This window comes from Rothia sp. HMSC065B04 (assembly GCF_001812285.1).
Classification (GTDB): domain Bacteria; phylum Actinomycetota; class Actinomycetes; order Actinomycetales; family Micrococcaceae; genus Rothia; species Rothia mucilaginosa.
In genome coordinates this window covers 90,437-104,652 of record NZ_KV808406.1, presented here as the reverse complement: position 1 = coordinate 104,652, position 14,216 = coordinate 90,437, and the positions used below count along the sequence as shown (strand labels likewise).

Here is a 14,216-nt window from a genome sequence, read left to right as displayed (position 1 = left end):
AACGGGAACGTCTTAAAAATTCACGAGGTCCTAGTCCAAGCCAGTAGAGACTAGTCCAGGCCCAGCTCATCCTTCGAGTACGCGTACAGGCACGGGACACCCGCAACCTCTTCCACATGCTCCTTCGCACCGGTCGCACGGTCAACAATCACAGCAACCGCCACAACCTCAGCGCCAGCCTTACGCAGCGCCTCAACAGCAGTCAGCGCAGAACCACCAGTCGTGGAGGTGTCCTCAACAGCAACCACGCGGCGACCCTCAACGCTCGGGCCCTCCACCTGACGGCCCATGCCGTAAGACTTCTGAGCCTTACGCACCACAAACGCGTCAATCGCACGGTCCTGATCACCAGCGGCACGCATAATCGCGGTACCCACCGGGTCAGCGCCCATGGTCAGGCCGCCAGCAGCCTCAAACTCGATGCCGTTCTTATCCAGCAGGTCCAGCATAACCTGACCGACCAGGCGAGAAGCCTCGTGGTGCAGGGTGATGCGGCGCAGGTCAACGTAGTAGTCGGCTTCCTTGCCGGAGGCGAGGACCACGTGCCCGCGCACCACAGCCAGCTCAGAAATCAGCTGGCGCAGGCGTTCACGGGCTTCTTCAATGGGGAGGTTTTCAGAAAGCTTAGTCATAGTTCAAGTGTAGCGGCTCACGTGCAGGCGGCGCAGACTATTCCCTGCACTATTCCAGCGCTAGGTTATTCCACCACGCGACCCACCGACGGCGGCAACGCAGCACGCAACTTCGTCAGCATCTCCTCATACTCGGCGGCCGGGTCGGAATCAGCCACGATAGCGCCACCGGCGGCAAGAGTCACCGTGCCCTCATCGTGCGCCACGAGCGTGCGAATCACAATCGACAGGTTCGCCGAACCATCCGCCGATACAAAGCCCAAAGCACCCGAATACACGCCGCGAGCGCGACCCTCCAGGCCCTCAATAATCTGCATGGTCGAAGGCTTCGGGGCACCCGTCATCGAACCGCCCGGGAAGCACGCCCGCGCGGCAGCCACCGCACTCACGCCCTCACGCAGACGCGAACTGACCGTAGACACCAGCTGATGCACCGTCGAATAGCTCTCCACGCCCATGAGCACGGGCACGCGCACAGACGCCGGGTCAGACACCGTGGACAGGTCATTACGCAGCAGATCCACGATCATGAGGTTCTCGGCACGGGTCTTCTCATCGGTACGCAACCATGCCGCCGCCGCGGCGTCTTCTTCCGGAGTAACGCCACGAGCGATCGTGCCCTTAATCGGCTTGGTCTGCGCGTTGCGGTGCGTATCCACGCTCAAAAAACGCTCCGGCGAAGAAGAAAGCACCGAAAAATCACCGCACCGCAGATACGCCGCATACGGTGCCGAGTTGTGGGCGCGCTGGCGGCGGTACAGCTCAAAGAAAAGCTCCGGGCTCGGATTGGGGATGCGCGCGACCGTCTGCGCGGTAAGGCACACCTCGTAGCTGTTACCCTCGTAAATTTCGCGCTGACTAGTGCGAACGGCATCCATGTAGGCTTCCGCTGCGGGTGCCGGGAAGAGCAGAAGCTCGGCGAGCTCAGGGGTATTTACGGGGGTTCCCTCGGAGGCACGCTTCCCCGCCGCGCTCAGCAGCTGTTCCGCTGCCTCACACCACGACTCATCGCCCACCAGCCAGCTACGCGCCGCAGCCCCCGGGCGGGCATGCTCATGCACCAGGTAGCGGACCGCCGGCAACCACAGAGAATCCGGGGTCGGCGCCTCATACGCCGGCAGATAGCCCGGCACCGGGTGGCCGTGCTCCATGCCCATGGCGGCACGCGCCTCATAGCCGAAATAGCCCACGTAACCGCCACGCAAACCCGCGGGCAGACCGGTTGCCGCCGCGGTATCCGGGTGCACGCGCGGTGCGCGGGCGAGCGCCGCCTCCAACTGGGCGAAGGGGTCTTCCCCGCCAGACTCAGCCGCCGCACGCGCCGAATCCACGCGCAAGGGCGACAGCTGCGCCGGGACCACACCTACATACGAGGCAACCGACATAGGCGACTCCTCACGCGCCGAATCCAGCCAGAAGGAATACTCAGCGCCACCGCTCAGCAGCGGGTACGCCTCCTCGCAGTTCACCGCGAAAGGAAGCGGGCGCACGACAAGCTCCCGCGTCTGCGCATCCCACGGGATGCTCTGCAGAATACTCGGCAGGGCATGAGGGGACGCAGAAGCGGGAGCGTTCGAGGTAGAAAAAATACGGTCCGCGGAAGTTTCAGTCACGGACTCCATTGTATGGCGTACAGGCGAACTGGCGGTTTAGTGAACGACTGCGGGTGCTTCGCCGTTTTCGCTGGTCATCGGCAGACCGGCAGCGAACCATGCGCTGGTGCCGCCCGCAATGTTGTGTGCGGCGTAGCCGTGTTCGCGCAGGAAGGTTGCCGCGCGGTTCGAACGGCCGCCACCGTGGCAGATGACGTAGAAGTCTTCGCCGGGTGCGGGCAGTTCTTCCAGACGCTCAGCGATGGTGCCGAGGGTGATGTGCTTGGCGCCGGTGGCGTGGCCGCCCTCCCACTCGTAGTCTTCACGCACGTCGATGATAGTTGCGCCTGCGGGAACGTCGCGGGGGTCAACCTGGGGTACAGCGGTCATGGGGTTCTCCTTTGAATTGAATGAGGACGGGCCGGTCGGCACGGTGGAGTGCCGGGTGGGCATAGTTGTGGTTCCACTCTATCGTGTTGGGGGTGCGGGGCGCATCTAGCCCGGTATTTGGGGGTTTGTGAGATTCGGAAATGATGCATACGAAAAAATCGAAATGGTTTTTCATGCACTGATTGATAGTTCAATCTTTGAAATACAGGCACACACCATGTATACATATGCACCTATAAGGGTATAGACTTAAACACATATTGCCCGGGTCACATAGAACCCCGGGCTTGCACAGAAAAGAATTACCACCATGTCTCACACCATCACAGGTGCCGAACCCAAGGACACCAAGACCTTCTTCGGCCACCCGCGCATGCTCGCGAACCTGTTCACCGTAGAAATGTGGGAGCGCTTCTCCTTCTACGGCATGCAGGGCATCATGATTTACTACCTGTACTACACCGCCGACAAGGGCGGCCTGGGCCTCGACAAGGACCTCGCCACCGGCGTTATCGGTGCGTACGGTGCAGTCGTGTACCTCATGGCAATCCTCGGCGGTATCCTCGGTGACCGAATCCTCGGCCCCGAGCGTACCCTCTTCTACTCCGCCATCGGCATTATGGCGGGTCACGTCTCCCTCTCCCTCATCCCCGGCATCCCCGGCGTGGTGATTGGTCTGCTGCTGGTCGCTATCGGCTCCGGCGGTCTGAAGAGTAACGCATCCGTGCTGGTCGGTTCGCTCTACAGCGACAACGACTCACGCCGTGACGCAGGCTTCACCATCTTCTACATCGGCGTGAACACCGGTGCACTGATCGGCCCGATCCTGACCGGTTGGGGCTGGCAGGCTGGCGGCTTCCACCTCGGCTTCGGTCTTGCCGCAATCGGTATGGCTGCCGGCCTGATTCAGTACTCGCTGACCCGCAAGAACCTGCCCGCCTCTGTGCACCACGTGGGTACCCCCTTCACCGGCGCCCAGAAGCGTAACTTCTTCCTGGCACTGGTCGGTATCGTCGTCGTTCTCGGCATCCTGCTGGCGACCGGTCTGATGACCGCAGACAACCTCAAGAACTGGGTCATGGGCTTCATCTTCATCGGCGCTATCGCCCTGTTCGCTCAGCTGCTGAGCGCCAAGGACGTAACCTCCGATGAGCGTTCCCGCGTCACCGCGTTCATCCCCCTGTGGATTGCAAACGCCGTGTTCTGGGCACTGTACCAGCAGCAGTTCACCGTCATGGCGGTGTACTCGGATGAGCGCCTCAACTGGAACATCCTGGGCATGGAGCTGAGCCCGAACCTGGTCAACTCCATCAACCCGATCTTCATCATCGTCTTCGGCATGATGTTCTCCGCCCTGTGGACCAAGTGGGGTGACCGCCAGCCGGTCACCACCCTGAAGTTCTCCGCAGCGCTGATTATCATCGGCCTGGCGTTCTGGATCTTCCTCGCTCAAGCAGGCGTTCAGAGCGTGAACGTCGGCTGGATCGTGCTGATTCTGTTCGTCTGCACCATCGCTGAGCTGATTATTTCGCCGGTGGGTATTTCGCTGGCGACCAAGCTCGCACCGAAGGCGCACCGCGTGAACATGATGGCGCTGTACTTCACCTCCGTGGCAATGGGCACCGTGCTGTCCGGTTGGCTGGCTCCGTTCTACAGCATGGAGACTGAGGTTCCCTACTTCACCTGGATGGGTATTATCACCATCGCGACCGGTATTCTGCTGTTCCTGGTGCACAAGCCGGTTCAGAAGATGATGCGCGGCGTGAAGTAACCGCAAAGTTGCTTGTCTGCACTGCTGACTCGCTGTTTTCAGGCGGCGTGAGCGTGTATAGGCGAGCGTATATTAGGCTAGGGGCCCCGAATCCTTGAATTACCAAGGGTTCGGGGCCTTTGCTGCACGCCCTGGTATCCGGAAGTGCCAGCAAGTTGAGGAGGTTCAGGAGGGGCGGCTTTAGGGGCGTTCGGGGCCTTTTCCTTAATGAGACAATCCGCGCGGATTTTCTTATTAAGCGCCTTAATAAGAAAATCGAGGGCAATTGTCTCAATAAGCATCCCTTCTGTGACAGGCGGGTTGCCGCACGCGGAACTGTGACGATTTATGTCTCCGCATGAACGCGCGTGACGAAACACAGGGTCAAAAAGGGACGCATTAAGCCACGAACAGAAATCTACTAGACAGCCCTCAAGCACAGGTCTAAGGTGAATCCAGAACGAGCCGGAAAACCTTCCGGCACGACCCTTCAACCCTTAGCCGAGGAGAAAATCATGGCACTTTACCTGGTAGAACTGACCCCCGCACAGCCGTCCAAGGACGAAGCAACCGTACTCATCGAGACCGTCAACTCGTCCCTGACCAACGGCGCCGAGCTCATCGAAACCCAGGTCTCCGCAGACCACAAGATCGTCTTCGTCATCGTCGAATCCGAGAACACCGCATTCGGCCCCGACCTCGCCGCAGCAATCGGTGAGCGCGCATCCGTCGCAGGCCCCGACGCAGTCCGCCTGGTCGGCGCAGAGCTCGAAGACATCAAGAAGCTCAAGAAGGACGCAGACTACCTGGTTGAGTGGGACATCCCCGCAGAGATTACTATGGAACAGTACCTGACCCGCAAGAAGGCAAACGCCCCCAAGTACGCTGAAGTACCCGAGGTTTCCTTCCTGCGCACCTACGTTCGCGAGGACACTGCAAAGTGCCTCTGCTTCTACGACGCACCCGACGAAGAAGCTGTTGTTCGCGCCCGTAAGGCCGTCAGCACCCCCATTGACCGACTGTTCAAGCTGCACGCATAGACGCGATGCTCCCCGCTTAGGAGAACCCCTATGTCCGAGTTCACTCTCGAACCCCTCTACGATTACCCCCAGCGCGAGCAGGTGCTCGCACTCGCCCGAACCCACGCAGATGCTGTTGACCGCGGCGAGCGTTCCCCCTTCGAAAACCTGCGCGAAATCGCTAAGGACGGTCTGATTACCCTGGGCCGCGACGGCGGCTCCCTGGTCCCCCAGGTTTCGGTGGCTTTCGACCTTGCTACCGAGGACGCCTCCACGGCGTTCTCCCTGTGGGCTCACCGCTCGACCATTGCGTTCTTTGACGCTGTGGGCCGCGAGCTGCCCGCCGGTCTGGCGGATGCAACCGTCAGCGGCACCACCGCCATGGCGGCGGCGTACAAGGAGGCTTCGGGTCTGGCACCGATCAAGGTGGAGGGTACCCTCGTTGAGGGCGGTCTGAAGCTGAACGGTTCCGTGTCGTGGGCGTCGAACCTGTACCCGGGCGGCGTGATTGTGCTTCCGGTGGCTGTGCAGAACGCCCCGGAAAGCCACCCGAACCGCTACATCGTGACCGTCCGCCAGGACGTCGAGGGTCTGAGCGTTGACTACCACCGCAACCTGCTGGCGCTGAACGGCACCGAGTCTGGCACCCTGAAGTTCGAGGACGTTTTCGTTCCGAGCGAGGACATTCTGAGCGACAATATTGAGGCGTTCCTGCACGATGTGACCGCGCCGTTCCTGCTGGTTCAGTCGTCGTTCTGCCTGGGTCTTGCCGCTGGTGCTCTGCAGGAGGCTGCTAAGCACCTGGACGTCTCGCAGGGCGTGTTCCGCCCTGAGTTCCCGCTGATTCTGGCGGAGTACCAGAGCCTGCGTGAGGAACTGGTTCGCCTGGCGTCCGAGCCGGCGCGTGCTGAGCGTCGTGACCTGCTGAGCCTGCGTCTGGGTGTGTCTCACTTTGCGACCATTGCTACTCACTTTGAGCTGCAGGTCGTTGGAGGCGCCGGTTACGTGGCCGATTCCCCGACTGCTCGTCGCCTGCGTGAGGCGTCGTTCCTGCCGGTTCAGTCCCCGACTGAGGGTCACCTGCGTTATGAGCTGGCGCGTTACGATCACCTGGAGAACCTGCGTGACGCTCTCTAAGCCGTTGAGCTGTGTGTAGCGAGGTTTTTATTCGCTCTTTGCATCAATACCCCGTATATGCCTTGAACTGCATATACGGGGTATTGATGCATTCTGGGCTATATATTAGGGGTTTGGGGCTCATCATAAGAGAATATATGCCCTGCTCAACGTATCCCTGCTCATATTTATAGCCGTTTAGCTGTGACCCACACCCGCATACGCGTAGAATTATGTGGAATTTTATACACCACCACATTCACCTCAGGAGCTCCCTTTGAGCATCTCTAAGCTTCTCGGCTTTGACTGGTCGATCCACGGCGACGGCCGCAGTATCAAGCCCGGTTCCTTTGTTGCCCCGAACGAGCGCCTCGCATGGCCGATTACCATCGGCATCGGCGCGCAGCACGTGGTCGCAATGTTCGGCGCGACCTTCCTCGTGCCGATTATTACCGGCTTCCCCCCGGCAACCACCCTGTTCTTCTCGGGTCTCGGCACGGTTCTGTTCCTGCTGATTACCCGCGGACGCGTCCCCTCCTACCTGGGCTCCTCCTTCGCGTTCATTGCGCCCCTGGCGGCTGCCATGAACTCACACGGCCCCGCTGGTGCCCTCGGCGGTATCGTCATGGCGGGTGTGGCGCTGTTCCTGGTCGGTCTGATTGTTCAGTTCGCTGGCACCGGCTGGCTGACCAAGCTCATGCCCCCGGTCGTAACCGGTTCGATCGTGGCGCTGATTGGCTTCAACCTGGCGAAGAGCGCTAAGGACAACTTCATGGTGGCACCGGTGACCGCGCTGGTAACCCTGTGCTCCATCATCCTGATTTCGGTGCTGTTCAAGGGCATCATTGGTCGTCTGTCCATCCTGCTGGGTGTGGGCATCGGCTACATTACCGCCGTGATTCGCGGCGAGGTGAAATTCGAGAAGATTCAAGAGACCGTTCAGGCTCAGGGCTTCATTGGCCTGCCGCAGTTCCAGACCCCCGAGTTCCACTGGGAGCTCGCCGGCCTGTTCATCCCCGTGATTCTGGTGCTCGTGGCTGAGAACATCGGTCACGTGAAGTCGGTGGCTCAGATGAGCGGCGAAAACCTGGACGACTACTCCGGCCGCGCCCTCATGGCGGACGGCCTGGCAACCACCATCGCAGGCATGGGTGGCGGTTCGGGTACCACCACCTACGCTGAGAACATCGGCGTTATGGCTGCGACCAAGGTGTACTCCACCGCGGCGTACTGGGTGGCGGCTATCTTCGCGATTGTCCTGTCTCTCTTCCCGGGCTTCGGCGCGGCTATTGCATCCGTTCCCGCGGGTGTTCTGGGCGGTGCCGCAACCGTACTGTACGGCATGATTGGTATGCTCGGCGTTCGTATTTGGAGCGAGAACCGCGTGAACTTCTCGAACCAGATCAACCTGACCACCGCCGCTGTGGCGCTGATCGTGGGTATCGCGGACTACACCTGGACCTTCGATGGGATGACCTTCGCCGGTATTGCTCTGGGTACCGCTGCGACCCTGATTATCTTCCACCTGATGACCTTCATTGCGAAGTACACGAAGGCTGCTGGCGACCCGCTGGAGCCCTTCGACCCTGAGAAGAGCGCTGAGGGACACTAAGTTCTTCACCGCCCGTTGGGAGTGATGCTCCTGATGCGTAGGCTGTAGAAAAGCGGCCCGGATGGATTGGTTTCCATCCGGGCCGCTTTTGCATGTTAGCCCGATATTCGGTTAGGCCAGGCGGTATGTCGTATTGCGGTTACCTCGACCACCTTCACGCACAATCACGCCCTCTTGAAGGAGCTTCGTGAGGACGTACCGGACCTGCGGCTTCTGCAGCTCAGCAAAAGGCCCGGGAAGAGCACCCATGATGTCCTCGATACCGGCGGGGTGGCGTAGCGAGCGCAGAGCCAGGAGCACCGCCTCCTGACGGTTACCAGGAACCGTAGATGACGATTGGCGCGGGTCTACTTCCGACTTCTGCTGCGGTGAACCAACATCGGCGGCACGAGTACCATCCAGAGGCTCCCTGCTGATAATCGCGGTAAAACGAATGACCCCATCAATGAATTGGATGGGTTTCAGCCCTGCCTGACGCACCGCCTCCTGGGCAGTGTAGATGCCGCTACCCTCGCCCTCGATGACTCGGTATCCGTCGTCGGGGGTTGTTACGTGCGTGCAGACGTCATACAGGCGGTCGTTCACGCGGGAACGTTCTCCATACTCTTGCAGGCGCTGGAGAGTGATTCCGTATAGACCACCAGGGTTCTCTACAGAGATTCGGTCGGGGAAAATCCTGACGCGCACCTCTTCGGTATCTGCTTTGGGGTTGAGGCTGCGGTGTACGAGTGCATTCGACAGAATCTCACGAAGGGCAATATCGGGTACTTCCTGCCCGTTGATGAGATGCCCATTGGACAGCTCGACAACCGGGTGTGCCAGGTTCCGATTGATCCATGCCAGAGTCTCTTCGAGCATGGCGGGGATGGGGCCGTCCGCCTCGAATTTGTCGAGGTTGCGAGCTTTACCGTTTGGGTCGATGACGACTCCAGTGACTTTGAGCGAGGGCCTGAACTCTTGGGGGTAAGAACCCAAGGCGTACAGGCCGGCAAGGGAAAGGTTGTCGGTTCCGAGGGCAATAATTCCCTTGCGGCGGAGCACTTCTTCATCGGAGCTTCCAGCAAGGCGGCGTGATTTAGCGCGTACGTCTCGCAGATAAGCAGTTTTGAGGCCTTCGTCTAGGTCAGCTATGGAGGTGTATTCCACCGGCTCCTCATCGAATCCGGTGCGTGTCCGCTGAGCCACCATCAGGTCGGTTTCGTGGCGGCTCATTTCGTGGTCACCGTCGCCGGAACGCACGTACGCTTTACCGCCAATGTAGGCGGGTCGTTCGTAGGGAGGCAGCGGAGGAATTGTGGCAACAAAGATTTTGGTGCCTTCATAGAGGATAGTGCCAGATTCCATGGTGTTCGGCGGCTTGAGGCCCCTGCGGAGCTTGTTGCCGAGGGTTTTTTCTAGGTCTGCAGGGTCGTATACGCCTACAGGTGCAAAGTCATTATTCTCATCGAGTCCACAGATAATGATTCCGCCCGTGGAACTATTGGAGAAGCTACTAAGGGTTGCGTCTAGGCTTCCGGGGTAGCCTCCGTGGGCTTTTTTAACCTCGATAAACTGCGTATCGCTACCGTGAGTACGCAGTAGTTTGATGGTTTCAGTAAGCCATTCGGGGGTCCATTCCACGTTGTTCATACAAAAATTTTAGTCTAGACACAAATCAGATGTAAATCAGACACAAAAATTTGAGTCTAGACATAAATTTTTATGTCTAGACTCAAATTTTTTATGTGTAGACATAAAAGTTTATGTCTGAGTTATGTCTGCGGAGGCTCACCTAGCCGCTCGTGCTGGATAGCTAGTGTCGGCTGGCTAGTGCTAGGCGGCTAGGACCGTTCGGCGAGCATCGCCTCAATCGTCTGCGCCACACCGTCCTCGTGGAAGGGCGGGCAGGTGCGCCCCACCTTCGCAATGAGCGCCGGCTGACCCGACGCCATGGCGAAGCCCTCCCCCGCCCAGCAGAGCATCTCCGCGTCATTCGGCATGTCACCAAACGCCATCACCTCGTGCGCCTCAATGCCGTGGCGTGCCGCGAACTTCTCCAGAATCCGCCCCTTATTCACGGTCTTAGAGCCCATCTCGACGAGCGGCTCACCGACCACGCCGCGGGTCACCGACACCAGCGAACCCACCGCCTGATGCACGCGTGCCTGCAGAATATCCGGGTCCATGCCGGGCACACGAATCAGGTACTTAATGACCGGGGTTGAACCAATACGTTCGAGCGCCTCGGCGATTTTCGCCTCCACCACGCGGGCGCCCTCAAGCACCTCACCGCCCTCGTGCGGGCCCTGAATGTAGACGGTATCCACGGTTTCGAGGGTGTAGGTGGCGTCGGGGAACATGGGCTCCAGCAGCTCGTGAGTACGGGCAATCACCGCGGGATCAGCGCCGTTGACTTCTTCCACCTCGTTCGCGCCCAGGTGGTACACCACGGCACCGTTGGAACAGATGGCGTAGGAGTCGAAGTCGGTCTGCTCGCGCAGGGGCGTGAGCCAGCGGCTCGGGCGGCCGGTGACGAAGACGATATCAATCCCGGCGGCACGGGCGGCCTCAAGGGCGCGCAAGGTACGCGGACGGAACCGGAAGTCGTGCCCGATGAGGGTGCCGTCCAGGTCGCTGGCGATGAGTTTAATCATGCAGATATGCCTTCAGTGGTGGGGTGTATCGGTGCTGGTCAGAATGCAGAGCTGGTGAGACTGTGCCGGCGTGCCGCTATGCCGCTATGCCGCCGGTTCCGCGTAGGTGACGGTCAGGAACGCGCGACCCAGGCCGTGGCCGAGCAGGTTAAAGTTCACGACGGCGGGGCTGGCGTTCTCGTCAATGTCGAGCTTCTCCACATCCACGGCGGTGACGCAGAAGATGTAGCGGTGCGGGCCATGACCAGCCGGAGGGGCAGCACCCAGGAAGCCTGCCACACCGGCGTCGTTGCGGTGCGTCAGGGCGCCGGCGGGTGCATCAGCGCCGGTGTCAATGCTGGTCACGTTGGCAGGAATATTGGAGACAGTCCAGTGCCAGAAGCCGCTGGGGACCGGCGCATCCGGGTCGAAGCAGGTCAGCACGAAAGACTTGGTGCCCTCGGGGAAGCCGCTCCAGGACAGTTGCGGGGAGCGGTCCTGACCGCCCGCCACGCCGAAGAGGGCGGAGCGCATCCATTCGGGGGCGGCGCCGCCGTCCTGAATGTCGGTGGAGGTCAGGGTGAATTCAGGCAGTTCGGGCAGGCCCGCGTAGGGTTCGCGGGGCAGGGGTGCGGTGCCGATGTTGGTCATGGTGCTCCTCAGCGTTGGGGTGCGGGTGGATATGGCGACGCCGGCGGACAGAGTGAGCTATCCGCCGGCGAGGCGTAGATTATTTAGCCGTTGAGTACGGCGTCAAGTTCTTCGCGGGTGGGCGGGTTAGCGCCCGCGCGGGAGACGGTGATGCCGGCTGCGGTTGCGGAGAAACGCAGCAGGTCGGTGATGTCTTCGGCGGTCAGTACGGCGACCTTGGCGCGCGCCTCAGCACCGGCGATACCGCGGTCTAGCAGGCCCGCAACGAGTGCCGCCATGAGGGAGTCGCCGGCACCAACAGTGTCCGCAACCTCAACGCGGTGTGCGGGCTGGCTGATGCCCTCGGGGTACTTCTTGGTGAAGGCGATGGGGCCGTCCTCGCCACGGGTGATGACCATCAGCTCGGCGCCGAGGTCAAGCCACGCGCGTGCGGTGTCGTCGAGGGAGCGGTCGGGGTAGAGCCACTGCAGGTCCTCGTCGGATGCCTTCACTACGGTGGAGAGGGACACGAACTTTTCAGCCCATGCGCGGCCCTCGTCAACGTTGTGGATGAGGGTGGGGCGGCAGTTCGGGTCGTAGCTGAGCAGGGCGCTGTCGCGGGCAGCTTCGAAGGCTGCTGCGACCACGTGCGCGCCGGGTTCGAGCATGGCGGCGATGGAGCCGGTGTGCACTGCGTCGGAGGTGCGTGCCAGTTCGGTGAGCTTCTCGGCGACGGAGTCGAGGGACCAGGTGATGTCGAATTTGTACTCTGCTGCGCCGTCGGCACCGATGGTTGCCTGGGCAACGGAGGTGCGCTCAGCACTGTGCTCGAAGGGCAGGGTCACCTGGGATGCTTCCAGGTGTGCATCAATGCTCTTGCCGTAGGCGTCGGGGCCGTAGTGGCCGACGAAGTTGGTGGGGTGGCCGAGACGACGTGCGCCGACGGCTACGTTCATGGGCGACCCGCCGGGGTAGGCGCGGGTTTCTCCGTCGTGCTGGTGGACGACGTCTACGAGTGCTTCACCGATTACAGTCAACATGGTTTCAATTCTACTCATGTTTTCCGGGTCGTGACGTGTGTTTTTGTGGGTATTTAAAGTGGTTTTGCTTTCCCTTTTGAGGGCTTATGTTGGCTTGCCGTGTGGGTTCACAAACTGCCTTCTGTCTCTTCTGACTTTTAGCCTCAATATCGCTAATTTTGAGGCTCTGAAGGGGTCCGCACGGGTTAGACTTAAACCGACGCCGGGTCTTAACGCCCGGCACGGTATTGACGCGACAGCATCGTCGCGCCTACCCTCCAACGACGAAGTTAGGAAGAAGGTCATACGTGACGACTGCAACCGCTACCTGGGTTAACCGTGAAGCTACCGCAGAGGAGCTGATCCCCCTCATCGGTAAGCTGCACCGCGAGAACGGCGTGGTGCTGAGCATTCACGGCCGCAGCCTGGTCAACAAGTCTGTCATTGAGCTGCTGAAGCTGCACGATTTCGTATCCCACATCGACGGTGCGCCCCTGAACCCCGCGCACTCCCTCGAGCTGGTTCGCGCCCTGGTTGAGCTGAACCTGGGCGCGTGCTCGATTAACATTGCTGCTCTGCACAAGGCACACCACGAGGCCGGCTCCCCCGAGCTGTCCATGTGGCTGCCCGAGCAGCTGGGTTCCTCCGTGAACCACCAGGGTGACCAGCCGAAGGAGCAGGACGTTGTGCTGTACGGCTTCGGTCGTATTGGTCGCCTGCTGGCTCGTATTCTGCTGGAGCGTTCCTCCTCGCCGCTGGGTTCTGGCCTGAACCTGCGCGCTGTTGTGGTGCGTAAGAACGGCGATAAGGACCTGGTCAAGCGTGCATCCCTGCTGGAGCGCGACTCTGTTCACGGCCCGTTCAAGGGCGTGATTGAGGTGGACGAGGAGAACAGCACCATCATCGCTAACGGTGTTCCGGTTCGCTTCATCTACTCCTCTGACCCGACCACTGTCGACTACACCGAGTACGGCATCAAGGACGCTCTGCTGGTGGACAACACCGGCCGCTGGCGCGACGTTCCGGGCCTCGAGCAGCACCTGAACTGCCCCGGTATTTCTCGTGTTCTGCTGACCGCTCCCGGTAAGGGCGACATGAAGAACATCGTGTTCGGCGTGAACGACAACGTCATCACCGATGAGGACAAGATCCTCTCCGCAGCATCCTGCACCACCAACGCGATCACCCCGGCACTGAAGGTTCTGGATGACGCATACGGTGTTGAGCGCGGCCACGTTGAGACCGTTCACGCATTCACCAACGATCAGAACCTGATCGACAACTTCCACAAGGGTGACCGCCGCGGTCGCTCCGCTGTGCTGAACATGGTCATCACCGAGACCGGTGCAGCAAAGGCTGTTTCTAAGGCTCTGCCGCAGCTGGAAGGCAAACTGACCGGTAACGCTATCCGCGTTCCCACCCCGGACGTCTCCATGGCAATCCTGAACGTGAAGCTGACCAAGCCCGCAGGTTCCGCTGAGGAACTGAACGAGCTGTTCCGCCGCGAGTCCATCGACGGCGAACTGCGCCGCCAGGTGGGCTACTCGGATTCCCCCGAGGCTGTTTCCACCGACTTCGTGGGTTCCCGCACCGCAGGTGTTGTGGACTCGCTGGCTACCGTGGTGACCGATGACTCCGCAATTGTCTACGTCTGGTACGACAACGAGTTCGGTTACTCCTGCCAGGTGATTCGCGTTCTGGAGCGCATGGGCGGCTACGAAGTGCCCTCCTACCCCGCTAAGTAAGCTACCCCAGCTCATCTAGCACACATATAACAAACCCACCGGTACATATAGCCAATTGGCTATATTGCCGGTGGGTTTGTTTATGAGGTTATATGCGCA

At 60.5% G+C, this 14,216-nt stretch carries 12 protein-coding genes; 5 read left to right on the top strand and 7 right to left on the bottom strand.

The annotated features are described in order from the left end of the window. Positions 1-50 precede the first annotated feature (50 nt). The 3 genes from pyrE to HMPREF2845_RS00495 all read right to left on the bottom strand — a co-directional run bounded on the left by pyrE (position 51) and on the right by HMPREF2845_RS00495 (position 2,614). On the bottom strand, positions 51-632 hold the full coding sequence (pyrE, locus tag HMPREF2845_RS00505; protein WP_005507935.1) for an orotate phosphoribosyltransferase: 582 nt from the start codon (positions 630-632) through the stop codon (positions 51-53). A 65-nt stretch (positions 633-697) separates the two neighbouring features. Further along, positions 698-2,254: an anthranilate synthase component I family protein gene (locus HMPREF2845_RS00500; RefSeq protein ID WP_070633590.1), complete on the bottom strand. Its 1,557-nt coding sequence runs from the start codon at positions 2,252-2,254 to the stop codon at positions 698-700. Between the two features lie 27 nt (positions 2,255-2,281). Next, a complete protein-coding gene (locus HMPREF2845_RS00495) occupies positions 2,282-2,614 on the bottom strand; it encodes a rhodanese-like domain-containing protein (protein WP_005504230.1) in 333 nt (110 codons plus the stop codon). Positions 2,615-2,924: 310 nt separating this feature from the next. On the opposite strand from HMPREF2845_RS00495, the gene HMPREF2845_RS00490 reads away from it, so the two are divergent. The 4 genes from HMPREF2845_RS00490 (at position 2,925) to HMPREF2845_RS00475 (ending at position 8,111) form a co-directional block, all read left to right on the top strand. Continuing rightward, positions 2,925-4,385 carry a peptide MFS transporter gene (locus tag HMPREF2845_RS00490; protein WP_070633588.1) on the top strand — a complete coding sequence of 487 codons (1,461 nt, stop codon included), beginning with the start codon at positions 2,925-2,927 and terminating at the stop codon, positions 4,383-4,385. 494 nt (positions 4,386-4,879) lie between these two features. After that, positions 4,880-5,404 (top strand): DUF4242 domain-containing protein, encoded by a 525-nt coding sequence (locus HMPREF2845_RS00485; protein WP_049340119.1) that lies wholly within the window; start codon positions 4,880-4,882, stop codon positions 5,402-5,404. A 30-nt stretch (positions 5,405-5,434) separates the two neighbouring features. Beyond that, positions 5,435-6,520, top strand: coding sequence for an acyl-CoA dehydrogenase family protein (locus tag HMPREF2845_RS00480; protein WP_070633586.1), 1,086 nt, complete (start codon positions 5,435-5,437; stop codon positions 6,518-6,520). A gap of 256 nt (positions 6,521-6,776) precedes the next feature. Beyond that, entirely contained in the window at positions 6,777-8,111 is a 1,335-nt protein-coding gene (locus HMPREF2845_RS00475; protein WP_049350225.1) for a uracil-xanthine permease family protein, read from the top strand. Between the two features lie 111 nt (positions 8,112-8,222). On the opposite strand, the gene HMPREF2845_RS00470 is transcribed toward HMPREF2845_RS00475, so the two are convergent. The 4 genes from HMPREF2845_RS00470 to HMPREF2845_RS00455 all read right to left on the bottom strand — a co-directional run bounded on the left by HMPREF2845_RS00470 (position 8,223) and on the right by HMPREF2845_RS00455 (position 12,393). Next, a complete protein-coding gene (locus HMPREF2845_RS00470) occupies positions 8,223-9,740 on the bottom strand; it encodes an ATP-binding protein (protein ID WP_070633584.1) in 1,518 nt (505 codons plus the stop codon). A 191-nt stretch (positions 9,741-9,931) separates the two neighbouring features. Continuing rightward, the gene (locus HMPREF2845_RS00465; protein ID WP_005507952.1) at positions 9,932-10,744 is read right to left on the bottom strand and encodes an HAD family hydrolase; all 813 of its coding nucleotides are present in this window, start codon (positions 10,742-10,744) and stop codon (positions 9,932-9,934) included. Between the two features lie 84 nt (positions 10,745-10,828). Beyond that, complete coding sequence (locus HMPREF2845_RS00460) at positions 10,829-11,374, bottom strand: YbhB/YbcL family Raf kinase inhibitor-like protein (RefSeq protein ID WP_070605219.1); 546 nt, start codon at positions 11,372-11,374, stop codon at positions 10,829-10,831. A gap of 83 nt (positions 11,375-11,457) precedes the next feature. Further along, positions 11,458-12,393 carry a carbohydrate kinase family protein gene (locus HMPREF2845_RS00455; RefSeq protein WP_070633582.1) on the bottom strand — a complete coding sequence of 312 codons (936 nt, stop codon included), beginning with the start codon at positions 12,391-12,393 and terminating at the stop codon, positions 11,458-11,460. Positions 12,394-12,680: 287 nt separating this feature from the next. On the opposite strand from HMPREF2845_RS00455, the gene HMPREF2845_RS00450 reads away from it, so the two are divergent. Then, positions 12,681-14,117, top strand: coding sequence for a glyceraldehyde-3-phosphate dehydrogenase (locus HMPREF2845_RS00450; protein ID WP_070633581.1), 1,437 nt, complete (start codon positions 12,681-12,683; stop codon positions 14,115-14,117). The last annotated feature ends 99 nt before the right edge of the window (positions 14,118-14,216 follow it).